Below are 20,878 nucleotides of genomic sequence, written 5' to 3'. Positions count from 1 at the left end.
TCACCGTAGCCGTGAGATCATGAATGGGCCGGGCCCCAGATCTGCTCCAGCCGCTGAGCGCGGCCGCAATTCCACTTGTAGAATTTATAGCTGACCGGATTCACCGAGTGATAATTCTGGTGATAGTCCTCCGCCGCCGTGAAGGTCGTCTCCGGCACGATCTCCGTGGCGACCTTCTGGTCGAACCGGTCCGCGATCTCTTTCTTGGTCTTTTCGGCGAGAGCCTTCTCGTCCGCGTTCGCCGTGAAGATCACCGACTGATAGGCCGGTCCCTTGTCGCAGAACTGACCGCGCGGATCGAACGGGTCGACATTGTGCCAAAAGGTGTCGAGGAGCTCGGCGTAGGAGACCTTGCTCGGGTCGTAGGTGACCTTAACGGCCTCCTTGTAGCCTTCGTGGCTGCCATAGGTTGGGTCGGGCTTCGTGCCGCCCGCATAGCCGGAGATAGTCTCCGTCACGCCCTTCACATGGTCGAACGCATCTTCCACACACCAGAAGCAGCCGCCCGCGAAGATCGCGGTCTCGCTCTCCGCGGCGCGGCTTCCGCTCCCTGATCCGCTCAAGATGAGCGTTGCCGTCACGCACACGGCGGCCAGAAATGTCGCACCTCTCAGTCCGATCCCCATCCGTGTCATGAAAAGCTCCATTTGTTGGTCTTAAGCGTGAAGATACGGAGCACACGCGCCGGCGGAAATAGCCAATCGCAAAGCCGTGATGTGAAGTGACCCGCTGTGGGCAATCTCCATCGTTCGCGTCGCACCCTTTAGATCAGCCCTCGATTTCGCTAAGGATGAGACATGCCGAACCGCCTGTCCTCGATCCCCGAACATATGAAGCCGGCCTATGAAGTCGTCGTCATCGGCTCCGGCTATGGCGGCGGGGTCGCCGCCTCGCGGCTTGCCCGGTTGGGCAAACGCGTCTGCGTGATCGAGCGCGGCCGCGAATATGCCAATGGGGAGTTTCCTTCCCGCCTGCCCGAGCTGCGCCGGGAGCTGCAGATCAGCGGCGGCAAGCTGCGTTCCGGCTCCGCCACCGGCCTCTACGATTTCCGCATGGGCGAGGACATGCACGTCCTCGTCGGCTGCGGTTTGGGTGGCGGTTCCCTGATCAACGCAGCCGTAGCGCTCCAGCCCGATGCCCGCGTCTTTGCCGACGAAGCCTGGCCAGACGCGATCCGCGACGACGGCCTCCTCGCGCGAGGCTACGATGCCGCGCGCGCTTCGCTCCGCCCCAGCCGCTACATGCGGGCAGACGAGATCACCAAGTTCAAGGCCCTCGACAAGATCGGCGAGCGCCTCGGCAAACGGCCCGTCGCGGCGCCCGTGGTGGTGAACTTCGAAGACAGCGTGAACGCCTTCGGTGTCGAGCAGCCGGCCTGCGAGCTCTGCGGCGATTGCTGCTCCGGCTGCAATATCGGCGCGAAGAACACTGTCGCCATGACCTATCTGCCAGACGCTCACGCCCATGGCGCGGAGATCTTCACCGAGCTCAGCGTCGATCATGTCGCGCGCGATGGCGCGGGCTGGCGCGTCCACTTCCGTCCCACGGGAAGCGGAGAGGTTCCTCTTGCCTCCGTCGCCGCCGAGACCATCGTCCTTTCGGCCGGCACACTGGGCTCGACCGAGATCCTGCTGCGCTCCCGCGAGAAGGGACTCCCTGTTTCCGACCGCCTCGGCGAGCACTTCTCGGCCAATGGCGACATCGTCGCCTTCGCGCTCGGCAAGGAGACCCGCGTCAATGCGATCGGCGTCGGCATCCCCCCGAAATTCGAGGGCGACACGGTTGGCGCCTGCGTCACAGGCCAGATCGAGCTGCCCGACGAGACCGAGCTCGCCCGCAGCATGACCATCCAGGAAGGCGTGCTTCCCTCCGCCCTCGCGCCGCTGCTGCCGGTCTTCTTCCTGTCAGGCGGCCGCATCCTGGGGGCCGCCCAGAGCCTGGTGAAGGGCGTCTATCAGGGGCCGCTCTCTCATTTGCACACCTTCTTCGTGGTCTCCCACGACAGCGCCTCCGGCAAGCTCGTGCTGGAAAAGGGCAAGGCGAGGCTCCGCTGGCCGGGCGTGGAAAAGGAAGCGGTCTTCTCCCGCGTCGACGACGCCCTGGCCAAGGCGGCCGGAACCGTCGGCGCCCGCTATATCAAGCATCCGCTCTCTGCGACTGGCGCCAAGCCCGCCACGGCGCACCCGCTCGGTGGCTGCGGCATGGGCTGCGACGCCGGTCTCGGCGTGGTCAATCACAAGGGACAGGTCTTCGCCGGTACCACCGGCGAGGATGTCCATTCCGGGCTCTATGTCTGCGACGGAGCCATCATCCCACGCTCCATCGGCTGCAACCCGCTGCTCACCATCACCGCGCTCGCCGAGCGCGCCATGATGCTCTACGCGCGGGACCATCAGCTCCTCCCTCGCGAACCGTCGGAAGGCGGCTACGCCGAGGCGCGAAGCGCGTAAGGGGGCGGTGATGGGGCTGGGGATTTCGAAAGCGCTCCTCCTGCCCCTTGCTCTTCTCGCTGTCGCCCCGACGGCCCAGGCGAAGATCGTCGCGCGCTGCACCGAAAACGTCGTCGCGGCGAAACCCGTCGCCGCGCGCGATACGGGCGAGCCGGAAACCCTGACGATCGTGTTGGCCGGCGACACTGGCTTCAATCGCTCCGGCCAGATCGTCGAGGAGGAAGGCTTCCGCAAAGGTCAGCTCTGGAGCTTCGAGGAATCCTCCGAAGACATCGCCGCGGAGATCGACGGCGATCTCGCCTTTGCCAATATCGAGACCGTGATCACGGACCGGAACGACATCCCGCCCGACGACAAGGAGCAGGGGACGTCGTTCAACTTCCGCAGCCACCCGAACGGCCTCGACAGTCTCATCGGCCGAGGCTTCAACCTTTTCTCGCTGGCCAACAACCATTCAATGGATTTCGGCGCGGCGGGCGCCGAGGAGACGTTGTTTCACTTCGCCGTCGCCCACCACGAACAGCCCATCGCCTTTGCCGGCATCGGCGCGGATTTCGAGGAGGCGACACGGCCTGCCTGTCTCGAGGTGGACGGCACGCGTGTCGGCTTTGCGGCGGCGGGCATCATCACAGGCGCGAGGCCACAGCACAGGGCGGGCGAAGACAAGCCAGGCCAAGCCTCCTACCGTCACAAGGAAGACTTTCGTGTCATCGTCGACCGCTTGGCCGCGATGGAAGCCGACTACCGTATCCTTTCGGTCCATTACGGCAAGGAAGGCCGCGTCTTCGCCGACGGCCGCCAGATCCAGGATTTCCGGAACGAGGCGGCACTGGAGGAGGGGATCGATCTGATCGTCGGCCATCATCCTCACGTGGTCCAGGGCGTGGAGCTGGCCGGCGGTTCCGTGATCTTTTACGGCCTCGGCAATTTCCTCCACCCCGGCACGGCCAACATGGCGCGCTTGGGCGTCTGCCGGGATTACGGCCTCTTGGCCAAGGTTCATCTGGTGCGTGGACCGTCCGGCCGTTTCGAGGTCATGGCCATCGAGGCGATCCCTATTCGAGATACCCACCTGAAGCCGAAGCCCTTCGAACCTGTGTCGGCCGCCCATAGCCGGATCGCCGTGCTGAATTATCTCGGCGCGCGCTTGGCAACAGCGAGGAGGCACGTGGCGTCCAGTTCACACCGCAGCCCGACGGTTCGGGCCTCTACTGCGCGCCCGAGGCGGATGCGATCGGCGGCAAGATCGGCCGGCTTTGCGAAACCTGGCAGCCCGCCAGCCGTCCCGCGGACGGTCTGCTCCACCAGATCGCGGAAGCCTGCAAGGAGAAGCCGAAGGAGCCGCCCAAGCCGAAGCGCCAGCCCTTCAACCCTTTCAGCTGGTTCTGAGATGGGAGGTCTGCCTGCTGCAGGCTCCCCCTCGGTCAGCTCTCGGCATTTACCGGAAATCCACGCGTCCCGGCTATAGGCGTCGCGGGATAGAGGCCGGATTCGAGGGCAGCGTGATCACTCTCTTCGACAAGAAATCCATCGCTCTGCTGCAGCGCCAGGCGCAGGAGACGGAAGTTCAGGCGCTCACCACCCATGACGGTGTGCCCCTGAAACGCACCCTCTCGGCGGTCAGCCTCGTCTCCCTCGGCATCGGCTGCGTGATCGGCGCCGGCATCTTCGTCCTCACAGGCCACGCCGCCGCCGCCAATGCCGGCCCCGCCGTCGCCCTGTGCTTCATCCTCGGCGGCATCGCCTGCGCCTTCGCCGGCCTCTGCTATGCGGAGATGGCGTCCACCGTGCCCATCTCCGGCAGCGCCTACACTTACGCCTACGCCACCATGGGCGAGCTCATCGCCTGGATCATCGGCTGGGACCTGATCCTGGAATATGCCCTCGGCGGCACTGCCGTCGCCATCGGCTGGTCGGGCTATGTGGTGAGCTTCCTCGACGGGATGGGCATCCATCTCGGACCTGCCTTCACCTCATCCCCATTTGCCTTCGACGAGGCGACCGGCGAATGGAGCCGTACCGGCGCAATCCTCAACATGCCGGCCATGATCATCGTTGCGGCCATGGCGGCGCTGCTGATCGTCGGCATCCGCGAATCGGCGCGCATGAACAATCTGATCGTCATCTTGAAGGTGAGCATCATCATCGCCTTCATCCTCGCCGGCATCTGGTATTTCGACCCCGGGAACTGGGTGACCGCGGCGAACCCGCAAGGACACTTCATCCCGCCCAACCAGGGGCCGGGGGAGTTTGGCTGGAGCGGCATCCTGCGCGGCGCGGCCGTCGTATTCTTCGCCTATATCGGCTTCGATGCGGTCTCGACCGCGGCCCAGGAAGCCATCAACCCCCAGCGCGACATGCCCATCGGCATTCTCGGCTCCCTGGTGATCTGTACGCTTCTCTACGTCGCCGTCAGCATGGTGCTGACCGGCATCGTGCCCTACGACAAGCTCAACGTGGCGGACCCCATCGCCGTGGGCGTGGATGCGATCGGCATCCACTGGCTCGACCCGATCGTGAAGCTCGGCGCGATCCTCGGCCTTACCTCTGTCGTCCTGGTGTTGCTGATGGCTCAGACGCGGATCTTCTACACCATGTCCCGCGACGGCCTGCTGCCGCCCTTCGGCGCCCGGATCCACCCGCGTTTTCGCACCCCCTACCTCTCCACCATCTTGTTCGGGACGGCAGTCGCCCTCTGCGCCGGTCTTCTGCCTATCGGTCTCGTCGGCGAGCTCGTCTCCATCGGGACCCTCTTCGCCTTCGCCCTCGTCTCGATCGGCGTGCTGGTCCTCCGGTTCACCCACCCGGAGATCGAACGGCCGTTCAGGGCGCCTGCCATCTGGTTCGTGGCGCCTGCCGGCGCGCTCTCGGCCTTCGCTCTGATGTTGGGCCTCCCCGGCGCTACCTGGACCCGCCTCGTCATCTGGCTGGTGATTGGGCTTGCGATCTACTTCCTCTACGGCATCCGTCACAGCCGCGTGCGCCTGGCGGAGAGAGAAGCGGCCTAACTGGTGCGGCGAATCGGGCGCCACCCTTGCTACCGGCCTTTCCACGCGTTAATTTAGAACAATTCTAAATTACGAATGCGAAAGTCATAAAGCAGGCCGGTCCATGCGGTTTTCAGAGCTGAACGATGAGCAGATCGTCGCCCTGGCGATCTCCCTTGAGGAAGAGGACGCGCGGATCTATCGCGATTATGCCCGCGCGCTTGAAGAGCATTACCCGGCCTCAGCGAAGGTGCTGAACGAGATGGCGAAGGAGGAGGACAGCCACCGCCAATGGCTGATCGACCTCCACCGCGAGAAGTTCGGCGATCACATTCCGCTTATCCGCAGACAGGACATCAACGGTTTCGTCGCCCATAAGCCCCTCTGGATGGTGCAGTCCTTGGGGCCGGAGCGCGTGCGGAAGCAAGTCGAGGAGATGGAATTCGAGACCCGCCGCTTCTACGAGCGGGCCATGGTCAAGACCACCGACGCGGCGACCCGCAAGCTGCTGGGCGATCTTGCCCAGGCTGAGCAGACCCACGAAGCTCTTGCCGACAAGCTCGGCGAGAAGATCATCTCCACCTCCGTGGAGAAGGCGGAGGCCGAGACCCGCCGCCGTCTCTTCGTGCTTCAGGTGGTGCAGCCGGGTCTTGCCGGGCTCATGGATGGGTCCGTCTCGACCCTGGCGCCGATCTTCGCCGCGGCCTTCGCCACCGGCGACACCTGGGCGACGTTCCTCGTCGGTCTCGCGGCCTCCCTCGGCGCCGGTATTTCCATGGGATTCGCCGAAGCGCTGTCCGACGACGGCTCCCTGACCGGCCGCGGCCATCCCTGGATGCGCGGGCTGATCACAGGCCTCATGACGGCGCTGGGCGGTCTCGGCCACACTCTGCCGTTCCTGATCCCACATTTTTGGACGGCCTTCGCAGTGGCCTGCCTGGTCGTGGTGGTCGAGCTCTGGGCGATCGCCTGGGTCCGCGCCCGCTACATGGACACGCGCTTCCTTCAGGCTGTGTTCGAGGTGGTCATCGGCGGCACGATCGTCTTCGCCGTGGGCATCCTGATCGGGAGTGCCTAGCCCCGCAGCTCGCCGCCGGTGGCCTTCACGACAGAAGCGACGATCTTCTCCGCCACCGCGTCGATCTCCTTGTCCGTCAGCGTCTTCTCCATCGGCTGGAGCGTCACCTCGATGGCGAGGGACTTCTTGCCCTCCGGCACGCCCTTGCCCGTGAAGACGTCGAACAGGCCGACTTGCGCGATCAACGCCTTGTCGGCCGAGCGAGCGGCCTTGATGAGATCGCCGGCCGGAACGGATATATCCACCAGGAAGGCGAAGTCGCGGCGTACAGCCTGCAGGTCGGATGCGCCCAGCGCCGAGCGGCCCGAGCCCTTCTTCTTCTGCTTGGGCAGGGCGTCGAGATAGAGCTCGAACCCGGCCATGGGGCCCTCGGCGCCCAGCGCTCGCAAGGTCTCCGGGTGCAGCGCCCCGAATACGCCGAGCGTCACTTTCGGCCCAAGCTTGAACGAGCCGGAGCGGCCGGGGTGGAACCAGTCGGGGGCTTCCGCCACCACCATCATGCTGGACGGGTCGAGACCAAAGCTCTGCAGCATCGCGGCGAGATCGGCCTTCGCGGCGAACACGTCGGCCTTGGGCGCATTGCCCTGCCAGTCGCGCCCCAAGCCCTCCAGGGATACATTTCCGAAGCGCACGCCGCTCGCGGCAAGATACTGGTCTTCCGGCTTGGCGCCCGAATAGGCTTGGCCCAGCTCGAACAGCCCGCCATCGGAGAAGCCGCGATCCTTGTTCCGCTGCGCCGCGGTCACGAGGCCCGGCAGCAGGCTCGGCCGCATGTCGCTCATCTCGGTGGAGATGGGATTGTCGAGCTTCAACGCCGGTGCGCCGCCGCCGAACAGCCTGGCATGGGCTTCCGGTATGAACGACCACGTCACGGCCTCGACCAGCCCGCGCGAGGCGAGCACCCGGCGCGCCAGGCGCTGGCGGATCTGCTTATCGGTCAGCACCGGCTTGGCGACGCCAGACGCGCGCGGCATGGGCGTCGGGGCGACCTTGTCCACACCGACCAGCCGGACGATTTCTTCCACCAGATCGGCGGGGCCATGGATATCCGGTCGCCAGCTCGGCGGAGTGACCTGGAGATCAGGCGCGCTGCCCGCAAGCTCGAAGCCGAGCTTCTCGAGCGTCACCTCGATCTCCTTGTTGGAAATGTCGAGCCCGGAAAGTCGCTTCACCCGCGCCGGATCGAAACCGAATGCAGGCCGGCCCTCGGGCGCCTCGCCGGCAACCTCGATCTCGCTCGCCTCGCCCCCGCAGAGGTCCAGGATCATCTGGGTCGCGAGCTCCAGCCCAGGGACAACGAATTGCGGATCGACGCCGCGCTCGAACCGGTAGCGCGCGTCCGACACGATATTGAAGCGACGGCCCGTCTTGGCCGTGCGGATCGGATCGAAATAGGCACTCTCGATGAAGACGTTTGTCGTCTCATCCGTGCAGCCGGTCTCCTCGCCGCCCATGATGCCGCCAAAGCCGAGCACCTTTTCATCGTCGGCGATCACGGTCGCTTCCGGATCGACCTCGTAGGTCTTGCCGTCCAGCGCCTCGAACTTTTCGCTCACCTTGCCGAGCCGCGCGGAGATCGTGCCCGTAAGCTTGTCGGCGTCGTAGACATGGAGCGGCCGTGCCCGGTCGAAAGAGATGTAGTTGGTGATATCGACCAGCGCGTTGATCGGGCGAAGGCCGATCGCCTTCAGGCGAGCCTGGAGCCAGTCCGGGCTCGGCCCGTTCTTGACGCCCTTCACGACGCGCCCGGCGAAGACGGGGCAGGCGTCCGCAGAATCAGCGTCGAATTTCAGCGCGATGGGCTGCGGATTCTTGAAGTCGCCCTTCACCGGTTCGACCGGCTTGTCCTTGAAGGTGCCAAGTCCCGCCGCGGCCAGATCCCGCGCGATGCCGGAAACCGCCAGGCAGTCCGGCCGGTTCGGCGTGATGGCGATGTCGATCATCGCATCCGTGAGCCCGAGCGCATCGGCGGCCGGACTTCCGACCTCCGCATCCTCGGGCAGCTCGATGATGCCGTGATGCTCGTCGGAGAGCTCCAGCTCTCGCTCGGAACAGAGCATGCCGAAGGATTCCACGCCGCGGATCTTCGCTTTCGTCAGGGTCACATCGATGCCCGGCACATAGGTGCCGACGGGCGCGAACACACCCTTCATGCCGGCCCGCGCATTCGGCGCGCCGCAGACAACCTGCAGTGTCTCGGTCCCCGTATTGACCGTGCAGACCTGCAGCTTGTCGGCGTCAGGATGCTTCTCCGCCGCGACCACCTCGGCGACCGTGTAAGCCTTGAACGCTTCCGCCGGATCGACGATCTCCTCGACCTCGAGCCCGATGACCGTCAGGGTTTCCGCGATCTCCTCGAGGCTCGCATCCGTGTCGAGATGCTCTTTCAGCCAGGCGATGGTGAACTTCATGCGCTTGCCTTATGTCCGATCGGCGCATCGCCGCGGCGGATGCGCAACGGGCGGGTCCCGGAGTTGTTCGGAGCGAAGCCCCACTTGCCGTAGAAGGCCTCCATCTCCGGCAGACAATGCAGCTCGACGCTCGCGATGCTGGCCAGCACGTTGTCGGACATCATGGCGTCCATCAGCCGTTTACCGAGGTTCTGCCCTCGCAGCTCTTCATCCACGATCACGTCGTAGATGATGGCGCGGTAGACCATATCGGTGATCACCCGCGCGAAGCCGAGAAGCCTGCCCGTTTCGTCGTCCGCCAGACCGAAGATGAGATCGGAATTCTCAAGCATGGTCCGCACGTCGGTCAGGGTACGGCCTTTGGACCACCACTCCTTTTGGTAGAGCGCCAGCAGGTCGTCGACCTGGGAGTCGCTCAGGAGATGGATGACGGAGACGTTCATCAGCTGGAAAGCCCGCCGGCCAGGGTGGGGACGTTGAGCGCGCTGAACCCGTAGTGCTTCAGCCAGCGCAGGTCTGCGGAGAAGAAAGCGCGCAGGTCCGGCATGCCGTATTTCAGCATGGCCAAACGGTCTATGCCGACGCCGAACGCGAAGCCCTGATAGCGCTCAGGATCGATGTTCACGTTCCGCAGCACGTTCGGGTGCACCATACCGCAGCCGAGGATCTCCAGCCATTGATCGCCCTCGCCGATGCGGATCTCGTCGCCCACCTTGGCGTAGCCGATATCGACCTCCATGGAGGGCTCGGTGAAGGGGAAGTGGCTGGCGCGGAAGCGCATCTTCACGCTGTCGACCTCGAAGAACGCCTTGCAGAACTCTTCGAGCACCCATTTCAGATGGCCGAGATGGGTCTCCTCGTCGATGACCAGCCCCTCGACCTGATGGAACATGGGCGTGTGGGTCTGGTCGGAGTCCGAGCGGTAGACGCGGCCCGGCGCGATAATGCGCAAGGGTGGCTCTTCCGCGAGCATGGTGCGGATCTGGACCGGGCTCGTATGGGTGCGAAGCACCGCCCGCTCGCCGTTCTCATCCGGCGAGAAATAGAACGTGTCGTGATCCTGCCGCGCGGGATGCTCCGGCGGGATGTTGAGCGCGGTGAAGTTGTTGAAGTCCGTCTCGATATCCGGCCCTTCGGCGATGGCGAAGCCCATGTCGCCGAAGATCTCGGTGATCTCGTCGATCACCTGGCTCACCGGATGGATACGCCCCTGCGCCAGCGGGCCGAGCCGCACGGGCAGGGTGACGTCTTCCCGCTCCGCCGCCAGCTTCTCCGACAGGGCGGCGCGGGAGAGCGCCTCGTGCTTTTCCTGGAGAGCCGCGCCGATTTCGTCCTTAAGCGCGTTGACCGCCTGCCCGAAGCTCTTGCGCTCCTCCGGCGGCATCTCGCCGAGCGACTTCATCAGACCGGAGACCCGGCCCTTCTTGCCGAGCGCGGAGACGCGCACGGCATCGAGCTTGCGAGATCGTCCGCATCGCCAATGGCCGCCAGAAGCTCGGCCTTGAGGGTGTCGAGCTCGGGCGCAGCCATCGCTTCACGGTCCTTGGGTTTGAACGTCCTTACGCGATGCCTAGCTGCGCGCCGAGGCGGCGGTCTCTGCCAGGCTCTTGAAGGCTTCCGGCTCGCGCACGGCGATATCGGCCAGAACCTTGCGGTCGAGCTCGATGCCGGACTTCTTCAGCCCTTCGATGAACCGGGCATAGGTGAGGCCATGCAGACGCGCAGCAGCGTTGATGCGCTGGATCCAAAGCGAGCGGAACGTCCGCTTCTTCACCTTGCGGTCGCGATAGGCGTACTGGCCGGCCTTGTCCACGGCCTGCTTGGCAACGCGGATGGTGTTCTTCCGGCGGCCGTAATAGCCCTTCGCCTGGGTCAGAACCTTGCGGTGGCGGGCATGGCTGGTGACGCCGCGTTTCACACGGGACATATCGGTGCTCCTTTAAGAGGTCTCAGCCTTCGGCTCTATCGGCCGTAGGGGAGGAAATGCTTCTTCACGACCTTGGCGTCCTCATCGGAGAGGACGAAGGTGCCGCGGGCATCCCGGATGAACTTGTTGGTACGCTTGATCATCCCGTGACGCTTGCCGGCGGCCTGACACTTGACCCGGCCATTGGCCGTGATCTTGAAGCGTTTCTTGGCACCGCTCTTGGTCTTCATCTTGGGCATTTTGCTTCCTTAATTCTTGATAGGGACCGGGGCGCGGGCCACCGGTCCGACGTTTGAAAACATCCCTCTTTGGATGGATGAAGCATTGCGAGCCGCCATGGCATGCCCCGCCAGGCCGCTCCTGCATTGGTTCAAGCGCGCCTTATAAGGCCAATTGCCCGTCCCAGGCAAGCCCGGAGCAGGCCCAGAGCCCGGCGGCGCAAGGATTATCTGGTTGCAATTGCGAAAAATTGCAACGACGCGCTTACCAAATCCAAACCGAAATGCATTTCCATGCCCGAAACGTCCGGTAGAGGAATGCTATCGTTGGTTGAAAGACTGAGAAGGTGGACGAATTTCGCCTTGCTCGAACGGCTCGGGGGCGCAATTCGCCGTGCCTGGCACCGGCTGCGCGATCGAAACCCGGCCGGCAGCGATGCGCTCGCATTCGCGATCCTGACGGTCGTCGTCTACATCGCCCTCTATACCGTCGATTTCCATGACACGATGGAGCGCTGGTTCGAAGCCAACGAGTTCTACGAGCTAGACGAACTGCTCCATGCTCTGACCCTCTGCGGCATCGCCGGTTTCATCTGGGCGGCCCGCCGTATGCATCAGCTTCGCCAGGAAGTGGCACAGCGCAAAGAGGCCGAGCGCCATGCCCATCGCCTCGCGCGCCACGACACGCTGACGGGGCTACCCAATCGCCGTCATTTTCTGGAAGCCTTCCCGCGCTGGGTCGCCAATCTCCCGGAGGATGGCGCCTGTGCCGTCTTCCTGGTCGATCTGGATCGCTTCAAGCCGATCAATGACCTTTACGGCCACGGCTTGGGAGACAAGGTGCTCAAGGCCGTCGCCGCACGGCTTCGCCGCATCGTGGGCAGCAAGGGACTCGTCGCCAGGCTCGGCGGAGACGAGTTCGGCGTGCTGTACCGTTATCAGGGGGACGGAGGCGTCGCCCTGGACATGGCGCGCCGTATCGTCGAGGAGGTCCCGCAGCCGATGCACATCGCCGCGCTGGAGATGCGAATCGGAGTCAGTCTCGGCACCGCAATCTACCGAAGAGACACCCTGCGCGACGATCTGAAGATCCCCGATGACACCAGCATCGATCTTCTGCTGCATCGGGCCGACATGGCCATGTACCGCGCCAAGAGTGAGCAGCGGGGCGCTTATCGTTGCTTTGACGACGACATGGACAAGCGCCTGCAGCAGCGCTTCGCTCTGGAAGCCGACATTCGGGGCGCAATCAACAGCGGGCAGATCGTTCCGTACTATCAGCCCCTGGTTCATCTGCGCACGAGACGGATCGTCGGTTATGAGATCCTCGCCCGATGGCAGCATCCCGAGCGCGGCGTTCTGACCGCCGACAACTTCATCCCCATCGCCGAACGGACCGGACTGATCGGCGGCCTGACCTATGCCCTGCTGCGAAAGGCGATTGCCGACATCGAGGCCGTGCCCGGTGCACCCTTCCTCTCGGTCAACCTATCGCCGCACCAGTTCGCCGACGGCCTCCTCGCGCCAACCCTGCGGGACATTCTCACCGGAGCGGGATTTCCGCCCGCGCGGCTCCAGGTCGAGATCACCGAGACCGCCATGGTCACCCGGATCGACGAGGCGAGGGCAACTCTCGCTGAGCTGCACGCCCTCGGCATATCCGTTGCGCTGGACGACTTCGGAACCGGCTATTCCGGGCTGTCTCATCTTCGGGAGCTGCGCCTGGACGCCCTAAAGATCGATCGCAGCTACATCGCCAGGATTCTCGAAAACCCCGAAGAGTTGCGGCTCGTCGAGGCCATGATCCGCCTCGGCCGCGCCCTCGACCTGAAGACCACCGCGGAGGGCATCGAGAGCGAAGCCCTCGCCGATACCCTCGCCGCGCTTGGCTGCGATCTCGGGCAGGGTTTCCTCTTCGGACCTGCGAGCCCGCATCTGCCTGCCCTTACGGGCGGACTTGAGGTTATGGAGGAAAAAGCGCGCCACATCGCTTGAGGCGGTCGGCGCGCCTTGGGGCGAGGCAAATCCCGGCCTTCGCCGAAGACCCTGAGTCCTCGGCGAGGCGCGCGTATCGGAATGCGAGATTGTCGCCTAGCGCGGTGCGAGAACCATGATCATCTGGCGGCCTTCGAGCTTCGGTTCCAGCTCGACCTTCGCCAGCTCTACGGTGTCCTCGCGAACCCGCTTCAAAAGATCCATGCCGAGATCCTGATGCGCCATCTCGCGGCCGCGGAAACGCAAGGTCACCTTCACCTTGTCGCCTTCCTCGAAGAACCGGACCATCGAGCGCATCTTCACGTCGTAATCGTGCACATCGATGTTCGGCCGCATCTTGATTTCCTTGACCTCGACAGTGCGCTGCTTCTTGCGCGCTTCGGCGGCTTTCTTCTGAGCCTGATATTTGTATTTGCCGTAATCGAGGATCTTGCAGACCGGCGGATCGGCGTTCGGCGAGATCTCTACGAGATCGAGCCCAGCCTCCACGGCTTGCGCGATACCCTCTTCCAGGGCGACCACGCCGATATTGTCGCCTTCCGCGTTGATCAGCTGAATCTTCTCTGAATCAATGGCCTCGTTGGTGCGGGGCCCCTCCCGGGTGGGAGCTTTTTTCATAGGCCGTCTTGCGATGTGTCGAACTCCTCTATTGCGCAAATGGCCGCGCGCTGCCGATAAAGAGTAGCTAGAAGCGCGCTGGCATAATCCGATGCAAGCGATTTTCTATAGGATGGGAAACCTGGCTGACAAGTCAATCGGCAGGGCCCCTCCGCCAGGGAAACGCTCGCCCCGTCGTGATCGCGTCAGCATAACCGCGATAACTTCCCAGAGTTTCATCGCGACGGTCGGGACATTAACACGGGGATGGCATGGAAGACCTAAATTTCGAATCGATTTTCAACGGCGTGGTTCTTGCGACTGCGCTCCTTGTGTCCTTGGCGGTGCTCCTCGCCGCGGCGCCGGGTCATGCCCAGCCTATCGGGCCTGTGTCATGGTCACCGGAACCGACGACGGAGTCGTCCAGGATGCGGCAGTCGAAGGGGCCCGCGAAGCGCTGGAAGATGCCATCGTGGATTGGCGCCGCCAGCATCCGGGTGTTCACCCCAGCCGCACCGCCAAGCGCCCCGGGCCGAACCCCTATTGGCGGGACACCGTCACGCCCGACCTCTACTTCAAGCCCGATGTCGTCGATTCCCAGACCTACACGGTCTGCTGGCGGGGTGTGGTGTCGCCGGTCGTCTGCACCGCCGGGGCCAGGCTCTGCTATTGACGCTTAAAGGATGAATGCGGACCGGCGGAAACACCGTTCCGAATTTCAGTGAGCCGGCTTCCGGTTCGCGCAAACGGCGATGGCGCCATAGATTGCCGCAAGACCCGGTAGCGCCATCAGCCATGTCTGCCACATGCCCCACGCAGACGCCGACAGGGCGGCGAAGGCGGCGAAATGCGCCACCATGTAGGGCAGGAGATCATCCGGCAGCCGGCCGATGATCCAGAGCACCCAGCGCCGCAGGCCATGGCCAGCACGACGCCGACAAGTCCGAGCTCATACCAGGTCTGCAGATACTGGTTATGGGCGTGGGGACCGGCCTGCCACGCATAGGGCTTGCCTTCGGCCGTGGCTTCCTTGGCTTTGGCGATGGCCGCCGGCTCGGCCGCCTGGGCCCGGGTTGAGCTCCCGCCGATTCCGAGTATCGGCGCCTCGTGCAGGGCATGGGCGGTATACGACCACAACACGACCCGCGCCTGGGCTGAGTTCGGCAGCCATTTCGCGTGATGCAGATCCGCGTTGTAGGCCGCGATTACGAGCGGAACGACGATCACGAAGCTCAGGCACCAGGCCGCCGTCACCGCGATCCAGCCCGGCCGGGGCAGGACGAGTGTCGCCAGGAACACCGCCAGCGACACGAAGATCGCCATCTGAGATGTGTTGTGCCTGGAAATCATGATGAGGAAGGTTGCGATCACGAAGGCCGCGCCCCCGATCAGCCAGCGCTGCGTGAGGCTCCGCCGGCCGACGATGCACAGCAGGAACGGCCAGAAGGTCATCAGGACGATTGCCACGCCCCGATTGAGCTCCGAGGCGCGGATCGAGACGATCTTGCCGCCCTCCACCACCATGCCCTTGAAGTTGCTGGGCTCCACGAACGGCATCAGGTTGAAGAACCCGCGGGCCAGGGCTTGGCCGCTCAAAAGCTCTATGAGGAGATAGGCCGCCCCGAGCATTACCCCGATAACAAAGCCCTTTGCGCAGCGTCTCGCCCGTTCCACGGGCCAGGCAAGCACCGCCCGCACCGTGCCGATGCTCAAGGCCGCGAAAAGCACCACCAGGACCGCCTTGTTCAGGGCCCGGCTCGTATCGTCGGACCAGGTGGCGTTGATCAGCAGGTAAATGCTCAGCACGACGAAAAGCCAGAGACCGATATCCGGCTTGATCAGGTTGCGGAGCCGCTCTCCTTCGAGCAATGCGAGGGAGAGGATGACCAGGGCGAAGATGGCAAGTGTCGCGACGGTGATACGCGGGGTGACGAAGCACAAAAAGGTCGCGACAGCGATCAGCGGCGGCAGCGCGGCAGCCAGCCAGGCGCCGAATGACCTCATGCTCTCCATCCCCCAAAGCAACCGTGTCGTGCTGGCTCAACGCCATACCGCAATCGGTGCGCGAAGCCCATGGGGTAACAGAAAAATAGCGCTTCTGTGGCCGCGTAGCCGCTCAGCCAGCCTGGATGGCGCCGGGCGTGGCCTCGGCCGGACCGGTGTCCAGGCCCGAGGTGGGAGCCGAGTCGTCGCCCACGCTGCGGCGCCGGGCAAACCGCCGGCGCACCTGGTGGACCAGCCGGGTCGCCTCATGCAGGGAGAACTGCAGCTTGGCCGGCGACATCAGCGCCATCTCGTTGACGTTCTGAACGTCCAGCCCCGCTCCGCGCCAAGTCTGCCAGAGCCGTTGGTCGAGGCTGTTCTCCTCGCGGATCTGCCGGATCATCTCCGGAGACAGGTCGCTCACGCTGAGCGGCCGCCAGGACGGATGGCTCGAATGGGTGGAGCACGTGTTTTGCGGCACGGCGCGCGACGGCACGCCGAGATCCGATGCCATCGCTTCGACCAGCTCTGAGCATTTCCGGTAATCGCCGACGAACCAGAAGCGTGACAGGAAGCCGTTCACCAGCGCCCACTTCTCCGGCCGGGTCATCAGCCAGAGCCGGGGCAGCGGGATCTCGAGGAAGTTGCGCAGGATGTAATGGGTGATGAAGTCCCGCTGGGTCGCCCGGTAGGCGAGCTCGAAACTGTAGGGCTGCATACCCTGCGCGATATACCGCTGCATGCGGTAATTGTAATAGGAGACCATGTGGCTGACGGGATCGCGCAGCAGCATCGCACGGCGGATCTCCCGCCCCTCGCAAAGCGCCTCCACCGACGCGCCGAGATAATGGCTGCTGATCGCATTCAGCTGCCGCGGGTCGGGCATGCCGGCAAGGGTGTGGCGCGGCGAGAAGAGACGGCTCACTCCCTTGCGCTTCTTAGCCCTGAAATACCGGCCTTCCTGAGCGTAGAGCGACAGGTGACGATCGATCGTCCGGCCTGCGCATTTCGGCACATGGAAGAGGTAGTAGACGGGCGCGTCCTCACCTCCAGCGAGAAGGGGGGCGCCCTGAAACTTATCGGGATTTTCAACCAACATGATGCGGTACAGAAGCTAGATACGGGAGCCTAAAGATCGCCTCAATATGCTTAATGCATCGTTACGAAGAGACGGCAGAATGTAGGCGGGAATGCGGCTCAGCGGTCGAAGCTTTCGACAAGCCTTGTGCCCAGGAGCTTGTCGTACACCGCCAGCGTCCGGCGCTGCATCGAGGAGAGCGAAAAATTGCGCGCCACATGGTCGCGGGCACGCGCCCCAATCTCGTCTCGCTCGATTTTCCCAAGCACAAGAGTCTCGGCGAGCTTCTCGGCGAGAGCGGCTCCATCGCCCGCCGGAACGAGCCAGCCTGTGAAGTTTGCGGCATCCAGATGGGCCGGCACCAGGGTCTCCGGCGTGGCGCCGATGGCGGTCACGATCACCGGAGAGCCCATCGCCTGGGCCTCGATGCTCGCCCGGCCGAAGGTCTCCGCCTGAACCGAAGCGATGATCGTCACATGCGCCAGCGCGTGGGCGGCGGCCATGTCGTCGCAATGGCCCACGATGCGTACCCGGTCCTCAAGACCCGCTTCTGAGATCATGCTTCGAAGCTCGTCCTCGTATTTCTGCCGGCCCTGGGCCGATCCCGCCAGGATGAACACGGCGTGCCCCAGCTGGCCTTGCGCCTTTAGCCTAGCGGCCGCATCGATCACCGTCCGCTGACCTTTCCACCCGGTCAGCCTGGCGGCCTGCAACAACACGATATCGTCGGGCCCGAGCCCCCAGGCTCGCCGCAGCCTGTCCTTGCGGTCCTCGCTGACCCGCACCGGATCGAATTCGCTCGCATCCAGCCCACGCGGGATCACGGGCATCTTTTCGTAAGGCGTGCCGTGGCGTTCGTGGACCATGTCGGCGGTCCATTGGGAATTTGCGATCACCAGATCGCCCCGCGCCATCACACTATTGTAGCTGGTCTTGAACGGCGCCGGGCTCGCATAGGAACCGTGATAGGTCGTCACGAAGGGTCGCTTCATAGAGCGGGCGGCGTAAAGCGCGCTCCAGGCCGGCGCCCGGCTCCGCGCATGCACGAGATCGACGAACTCGGTCTCCATCATCCGGGCGAGCTTCCCGGCGTTGCGGACCATGGTGATGGGATTCTTGCTCGCCGCGGGCAGGATGACGTTCTTGCCGCCGTCGGCTTCGATCTTGTCCGCCAGCCTTCCGCCCTGCGAAACGACGACCGACGTCGCGCCGGCCTTCACCAGCGCGGCGTTGATCTCCAGGGCCGATTGCTCGCTCCCCCCGGTTTCGACCCGGGGAACGATCTGCATTATGGTCGGGCCGGCCATGGGCGGAAGCTCATCCTGAAATTAGCGATCGGAAGTGGTGTGATACGGTGAGCGAAGACGAACCGCAATTCCTGGAACTCGGCCCCCCGCGGAGCGCGCCGGACGCATCCGCGCGGCGCATCGCTTATCGCATGGATGGCGCTGCCGGAGCCACGGCTGAAAGCGAAGCCCCCGGATTGCTTTGGCTTTCCGGCTTTCTTTCCGACATGGCGGGCACCAAGGTGGCGGCCTTGGCGGACTGGACCGCGAGCAGAGGCCTGCCTTTCGCGCGCTTCGACTTTTCCGCTCATGGCCTCTCCAGCGGCGATGTGGCGCAAGGCTCCATCGGCGATTGGCTGGAGGAGGCCATCGCCATCCTGGAGCGCATGGACTGTCGACGGGTCATCGTCATCGGCTCCTCCATGGGCGGCTGGATCGCGCTGCTCCTCGCCCGGCATCTTGTGGGGGAGGGTAAAGGCGATCTCCTCGCCGGCCTCGTGCTGATCGCCCCCGCCCACGACATGACGGAAACGCTGATGTGGGAGAAGCTCTCGCCGCCTTCGCGCCAGAAGCTTCTCGACGAAGGCGTCTATTACGCGCCCTCCGACTATGACGCGCCCTATCCCATCAGCCGCTTTCTCATCGAGGAGGGGCGCAATCATCTCTTGGGTGGCGGCAAGCTCGATCCAGGCTGCCCGGTGCGCATCCTCCAGGGCATGGAAGATCCGGACGTGCCATGGCGCCACGCCTTTGCCCTGATGGGGCTCCTCGCAAATGACGACGTTGAGATCGATCTCATCAAGGATGGCGACCACCGCTTGTCGCGGCCCAAGGATCTCCGGCGGCTGGAACGGACCCTCCAGGGTCTCGTCGAGTCCTAGCCCTTCGGCGGCACCAGGGACCGCAGGCCTGCCCGGTAGTTCGGGTAGGCAAGCGCCACCTTCAGCTCCGATTTGATGAGGTCGTTCATGATCCGCCGCCGCTCGCTGTAGAAGCTCCGCGCCATGGGGGACATGTCCGCCTCCTCGAAAGGCACCTCCGGCGGCGGCGTCACGTCCAAAAGCTCGGCCGCGTAGGCGATGACGTCCTGGGGCGGCGCCGGCTCGTCATCGGCGACGTTGTAGATCGCCCCCTGGCGCGGCCGGGCGATGGAGGCCTCCACCACCGTTGCGATATCCTCGACATGGATGCGGCTGAAAACCTGCCCCGGCTTCACGATCCGCTTCGCGGTTCCGTCCTTGATTTTCTCGACGGCGCTCCGCCCGGGTCCGTAAATGCCGGCGAGACGGAAAACCTGGGTCGGCACGTCGATCTCCTCGCCCAGCGCCAGCCAGGCCGCCTCCGCCTCAACCCGCGCGATGCTGCGCTCCTTCTCTGGCTTCGGCGGTGTCGACTCGTCGACGGACGCGCCTTCGTGATCGCCGTAGACGCCGACCGTGGAGAGATAGCCGATCCATTCGAGGCTTTGCAGCCCGGCGAGCTCGCTGCGGAAAAGCTCCAGCGCCGGATCGCCATCGCGCGGCGGAATGGACAGCAGCAGATGGGTCGCGCCCTGCAGCGGCTCCAGCACCGCCGCTTTGTCGGCGGGGCCGTCAAACTGGACGACATTGTAGCCCAGCGCGCGTAGCCGGTCGGCCTTCTCTTCGCTGCGGACGGTCCCCGCGATCTCCCAGCCCGCGCGCTTCAACCGCGCCGAAAGGGCTTCGGCGGAAAATCCGAGCCCGAAACAGAATAGCTTGCTCATGCTGCGACCTTTGCCTCGCCCCATTCGGACGCGGCGTCCCTGTCGGTTTCGCGGGGCAGATGGGTGCCCTTGAGTTCGTCGGCCCGTCCGGGCGCCAATTCTTTCAGCGCCCACACGGCCATGGCACGGACCAGGGGCGACTCATCCGAGAGAAGCCGCTCCACGCGCGGCAGCAAAGTCGTGTCGCCGGAATTGCCTGCAGCGATCAGTACGTTGCGCAGGAACCGGTCCCGCCCCGTCCGCTTGATCGGCGTGCCGCGGAAGCGCTCGCGAAACGCCGCGTCGTCCAAATCCAGCAACTCCGCCAAAGGCGGATTATCCGCCTCCTCGCGCACCGCAAGCTTGGCCTCCTTTGCAGCGCCAGCGAACTTGTTCCAGGGGCAGACCGCCAGGCAGTCCTCGCAGCCGAAGATCCGGTTGCCGATGGGTCTGCGGAACTCCGCCGGGATATGGCCCTTGTGCTCGATAGTGAGATAGGCGATGCAGCGCCGCGCATCGAGCTTGTAGGGCCCGGCGAAGGCGTCGGTCGGGCAGATATCGAGGCATCGGGTGCAGCCGCCGCAATGGTCGGCCTCCGGCGCATCCGGATCGATATCCGCCGTTGTGAAGATCGCGCCCAGAAACAGCCAGGAGCCGAACTGGCGGCTCACCAGCATAGTGTTCTTGCCCTGCCAGCCGAGCCCGGCCTTGGCGGCCAGCGGCTTCTCCATCACAGGTGCTGTGTCGACAAAGACCTTCACATCGGCGCCGGACTCGGCCTGAACGAACCGCGCGAGCTGCTTCAGCTTCTTCTTGATGACGTCGTGATAATCGCGCCGCTTGGCGTATGTCGCGATGGTCCCGATCTCCCGACGCTGGAGCGCAGCCATGGGATCGGCCTCGGGCCCGTAATTGACGCCCAGCAGGACGATGCTCCGGGCTTCAGGCCAGAGCGTCTTCGGATCCTTCCGGCGGTCCGCATTGTCCGCCATCCAGCCCATATCGCCCTGCCGGCCATGGGCCAGGAACTCGTCCAGACCCGGCCCGGCGCTGCCTGGCGCGTCGGCGCTCGTGAACGCCACAGCGTCGAACCCGAGCGCTTCAGCCTCGCTTGCGATGTCGGTCTTCAGGGTCAAAGCACATCG

The 20,878-nt window shown here is 64.5% G+C and carries 18 protein-coding genes and 1 pseudogene; 7 read left to right on the top strand and 12 right to left on the bottom strand.

Going from position 1 to position 20,878, the window contains the following annotated elements:
* Nucleotides 1-17: 17 nt before the first annotated feature.
* Nucleotides 18-635, bottom strand: a complete 618-nt coding sequence (msrA, locus tag A7A08_RS04745) for a peptide-methionine (S)-S-oxide reductase MsrA (protein WP_245290817.1) — start codon at nt 633-635, stop codon at nt 18-20.
* Nucleotides 636-797: 162 nt separating this feature from the next.
* On the opposite strand from msrA, the gene A7A08_RS04740 reads away from it, so the two are divergent.
* From A7A08_RS04740 to mbfA, 4 genes are all read left to right on the top strand, one after another.
* On the top strand, nt 798-2,450 hold the full coding sequence (locus A7A08_RS04740; RefSeq protein WP_069094392.1) for a GMC family oxidoreductase N-terminal domain-containing protein: 1,653 nt from the start codon (nt 798-800) through the stop codon (nt 2,448-2,450).
* A 10-nt stretch (nt 2,451-2,460) separates the two neighbouring features.
* Nucleotides 2,461-3,918 (top strand): CapA family protein, encoded by a 1,458-nt coding sequence (locus A7A08_RS04735; protein ID WP_069094391.1) that lies wholly within the window; start codon nt 2,461-2,463, stop codon nt 3,916-3,918.
* 34 nt (nt 3,919-3,952) lie between these two features.
* Entirely contained in the window at nt 3,953-5,458 is a 1,506-nt protein-coding gene (locus tag A7A08_RS04730; RefSeq protein WP_069094390.1) for an amino acid permease, read from the top strand.
* 103 nt (nt 5,459-5,561) lie between these two features.
* Nucleotides 5,562-6,515, top strand: a complete 954-nt coding sequence (gene mbfA, locus A7A08_RS04725) for an iron exporter MbfA (RefSeq protein WP_069094389.1) — start codon at nt 5,562-5,564, stop codon at nt 6,513-6,515.
* On the opposite strand, the gene pheT is transcribed toward mbfA, so the two are convergent.
* The 5 genes and pseudogenes from pheT to rpmI all read right to left on the bottom strand — a co-directional run bounded on the left by pheT (nt 6,512) and on the right by rpmI (nt 11,092).
* The gene (gene pheT / locus A7A08_RS04720) at nt 6,512-8,926 is read right to left on the bottom strand and encodes a phenylalanine--tRNA ligase subunit beta (protein WP_069094388.1); all 2,415 of its coding nucleotides are present in this window, start codon (nt 8,924-8,926) and stop codon (nt 6,512-6,514) included. The genes mbfA and pheT overlap by 4 nt on opposite strands.
* On the bottom strand, nt 8,923-9,369 hold the full coding sequence (locus tag A7A08_RS04715; RefSeq protein WP_069094387.1) for a GNAT family N-acetyltransferase: 447 nt from the start codon (nt 9,367-9,369) through the stop codon (nt 8,923-8,925). Before A7A08_RS04715 ends, pheT begins: the two co-directional genes overlap by 4 nt.
* Nucleotides 9,369-10,456, bottom strand: a pseudogene (pheS, locus tag A7A08_RS04710) (phenylalanine--tRNA ligase subunit alpha). The gene A7A08_RS04715 and the pseudogene pheS overlap by 1 nt, the downstream one beginning before the upstream one ends.
* 40 nt (nt 10,457-10,496) lie before the next feature.
* Nucleotides 10,497-10,853, bottom strand: a complete 357-nt coding sequence (rplT, locus tag A7A08_RS04705; protein WP_069094386.1) for a 50S ribosomal protein L20 — start codon at nt 10,851-10,853, stop codon at nt 10,497-10,499.
* A gap of 35 nt (nt 10,854-10,888) precedes the next feature.
* Nucleotides 10,889-11,092, bottom strand: coding sequence for a 50S ribosomal protein L35 (gene rpmI / locus A7A08_RS04700; protein WP_069094385.1), 204 nt, complete (start codon nt 11,090-11,092; stop codon nt 10,889-10,891).
* Between the two features lie 306 nt (nt 11,093-11,398).
* Here rpmI and A7A08_RS04695 point away from each other — a divergent pair, with 306 nt between their 5' ends.
* Nucleotides 11,399-13,066: a putative bifunctional diguanylate cyclase/phosphodiesterase gene (locus A7A08_RS04695; RefSeq protein ID WP_169822919.1), complete on the top strand. Its 1,668-nt coding sequence runs from the start codon at nt 11,399-11,401 to the stop codon at nt 13,064-13,066.
* 96 nt (nt 13,067-13,162) lie between these two features.
* Here A7A08_RS04695 and infC read toward each other — a convergent pair whose 3' ends face one another.
* Nucleotides 13,163-13,684 (bottom strand): translation initiation factor IF-3, encoded by a 522-nt coding sequence (infC, locus tag A7A08_RS04690; protein ID WP_069094383.1) that lies wholly within the window; start codon nt 13,682-13,684, stop codon nt 13,163-13,165.
* A 373-nt stretch (nt 13,685-14,057) separates the two neighbouring features.
* Between infC and A7A08_RS04685 the strand changes: the two genes are divergently transcribed.
* Nucleotides 14,058-14,336, top strand: a complete 279-nt coding sequence (locus A7A08_RS04685) for a hypothetical protein (RefSeq protein WP_069094382.1) — start codon at nt 14,058-14,060, stop codon at nt 14,334-14,336.
* Between the two features lie 116 nt (nt 14,337-14,452).
* On the opposite strand, the gene A7A08_RS04680 is transcribed toward A7A08_RS04685, so the two are convergent.
* The 3 genes from A7A08_RS04680 to A7A08_RS04670 all read right to left on the bottom strand — a co-directional run bounded on the left by A7A08_RS04680 (nt 14,453) and on the right by A7A08_RS04670 (nt 18,031).
* Nucleotides 14,453-15,667: an O-antigen ligase family protein gene (locus tag A7A08_RS04680; RefSeq protein ID WP_069094381.1), complete on the bottom strand. Its 1,215-nt coding sequence runs from the start codon at nt 15,665-15,667 to the stop codon at nt 14,453-14,455.
* A gap of 112 nt (nt 15,668-15,779) precedes the next feature.
* Nucleotides 15,780-16,745: a sulfotransferase family 2 domain-containing protein gene (locus A7A08_RS04675; RefSeq protein WP_069094380.1), complete on the bottom strand. Its 966-nt coding sequence runs from the start codon at nt 16,743-16,745 to the stop codon at nt 15,780-15,782.
* A gap of 98 nt (nt 16,746-16,843) precedes the next feature.
* The gene (locus A7A08_RS04670; protein WP_069094379.1) at nt 16,844-18,031 is read right to left on the bottom strand and encodes a glycosyltransferase family 4 protein; all 1,188 of its coding nucleotides are present in this window, start codon (nt 18,029-18,031) and stop codon (nt 16,844-16,846) included.
* Between the two features lie 47 nt (nt 18,032-18,078).
* On the opposite strand from A7A08_RS04670, the gene A7A08_RS04665 reads away from it, so the two are divergent.
* Nucleotides 18,079-18,891, top strand: a complete 813-nt coding sequence (locus A7A08_RS04665) for an alpha/beta hydrolase (protein ID WP_069094378.1) — start codon at nt 18,079-18,081, stop codon at nt 18,889-18,891.
* Here the strand turns inward: A7A08_RS04665 and A7A08_RS04660 are convergent.
* Nucleotides 18,888-19,754, bottom strand: coding sequence for an SDR family oxidoreductase (locus A7A08_RS04660; protein ID WP_069094377.1), 867 nt, complete (start codon nt 19,752-19,754; stop codon nt 18,888-18,890). The two genes, A7A08_RS04665 and A7A08_RS04660, sit on opposite strands and share 4 nt — an antisense overlap.
* Nucleotides 19,751-20,869 carry a tRNA epoxyqueuosine(34) reductase QueG gene (queG, locus tag A7A08_RS04655; protein WP_069094376.1) on the bottom strand — a complete coding sequence of 373 codons (1,119 nt, stop codon included), beginning with the start codon at nt 20,867-20,869 and terminating at the stop codon, nt 19,751-19,753. Before queG ends, A7A08_RS04660 begins: the two co-directional genes overlap by 4 nt.
* Nucleotides 20,870-20,878: the final 9 nt, after the last annotated feature.

The organism is Methyloligella halotolerans (assembly GCF_001708935.1).
Lineage (GTDB): Bacteria > Pseudomonadota > Alphaproteobacteria > Rhizobiales > Methyloligellaceae > Methyloligella > Methyloligella halotolerans.
The sequence above is the reverse complement of the archived record's forward strand: the minus strand, read 5'-3'. Positions and strand labels throughout refer to the sequence as shown.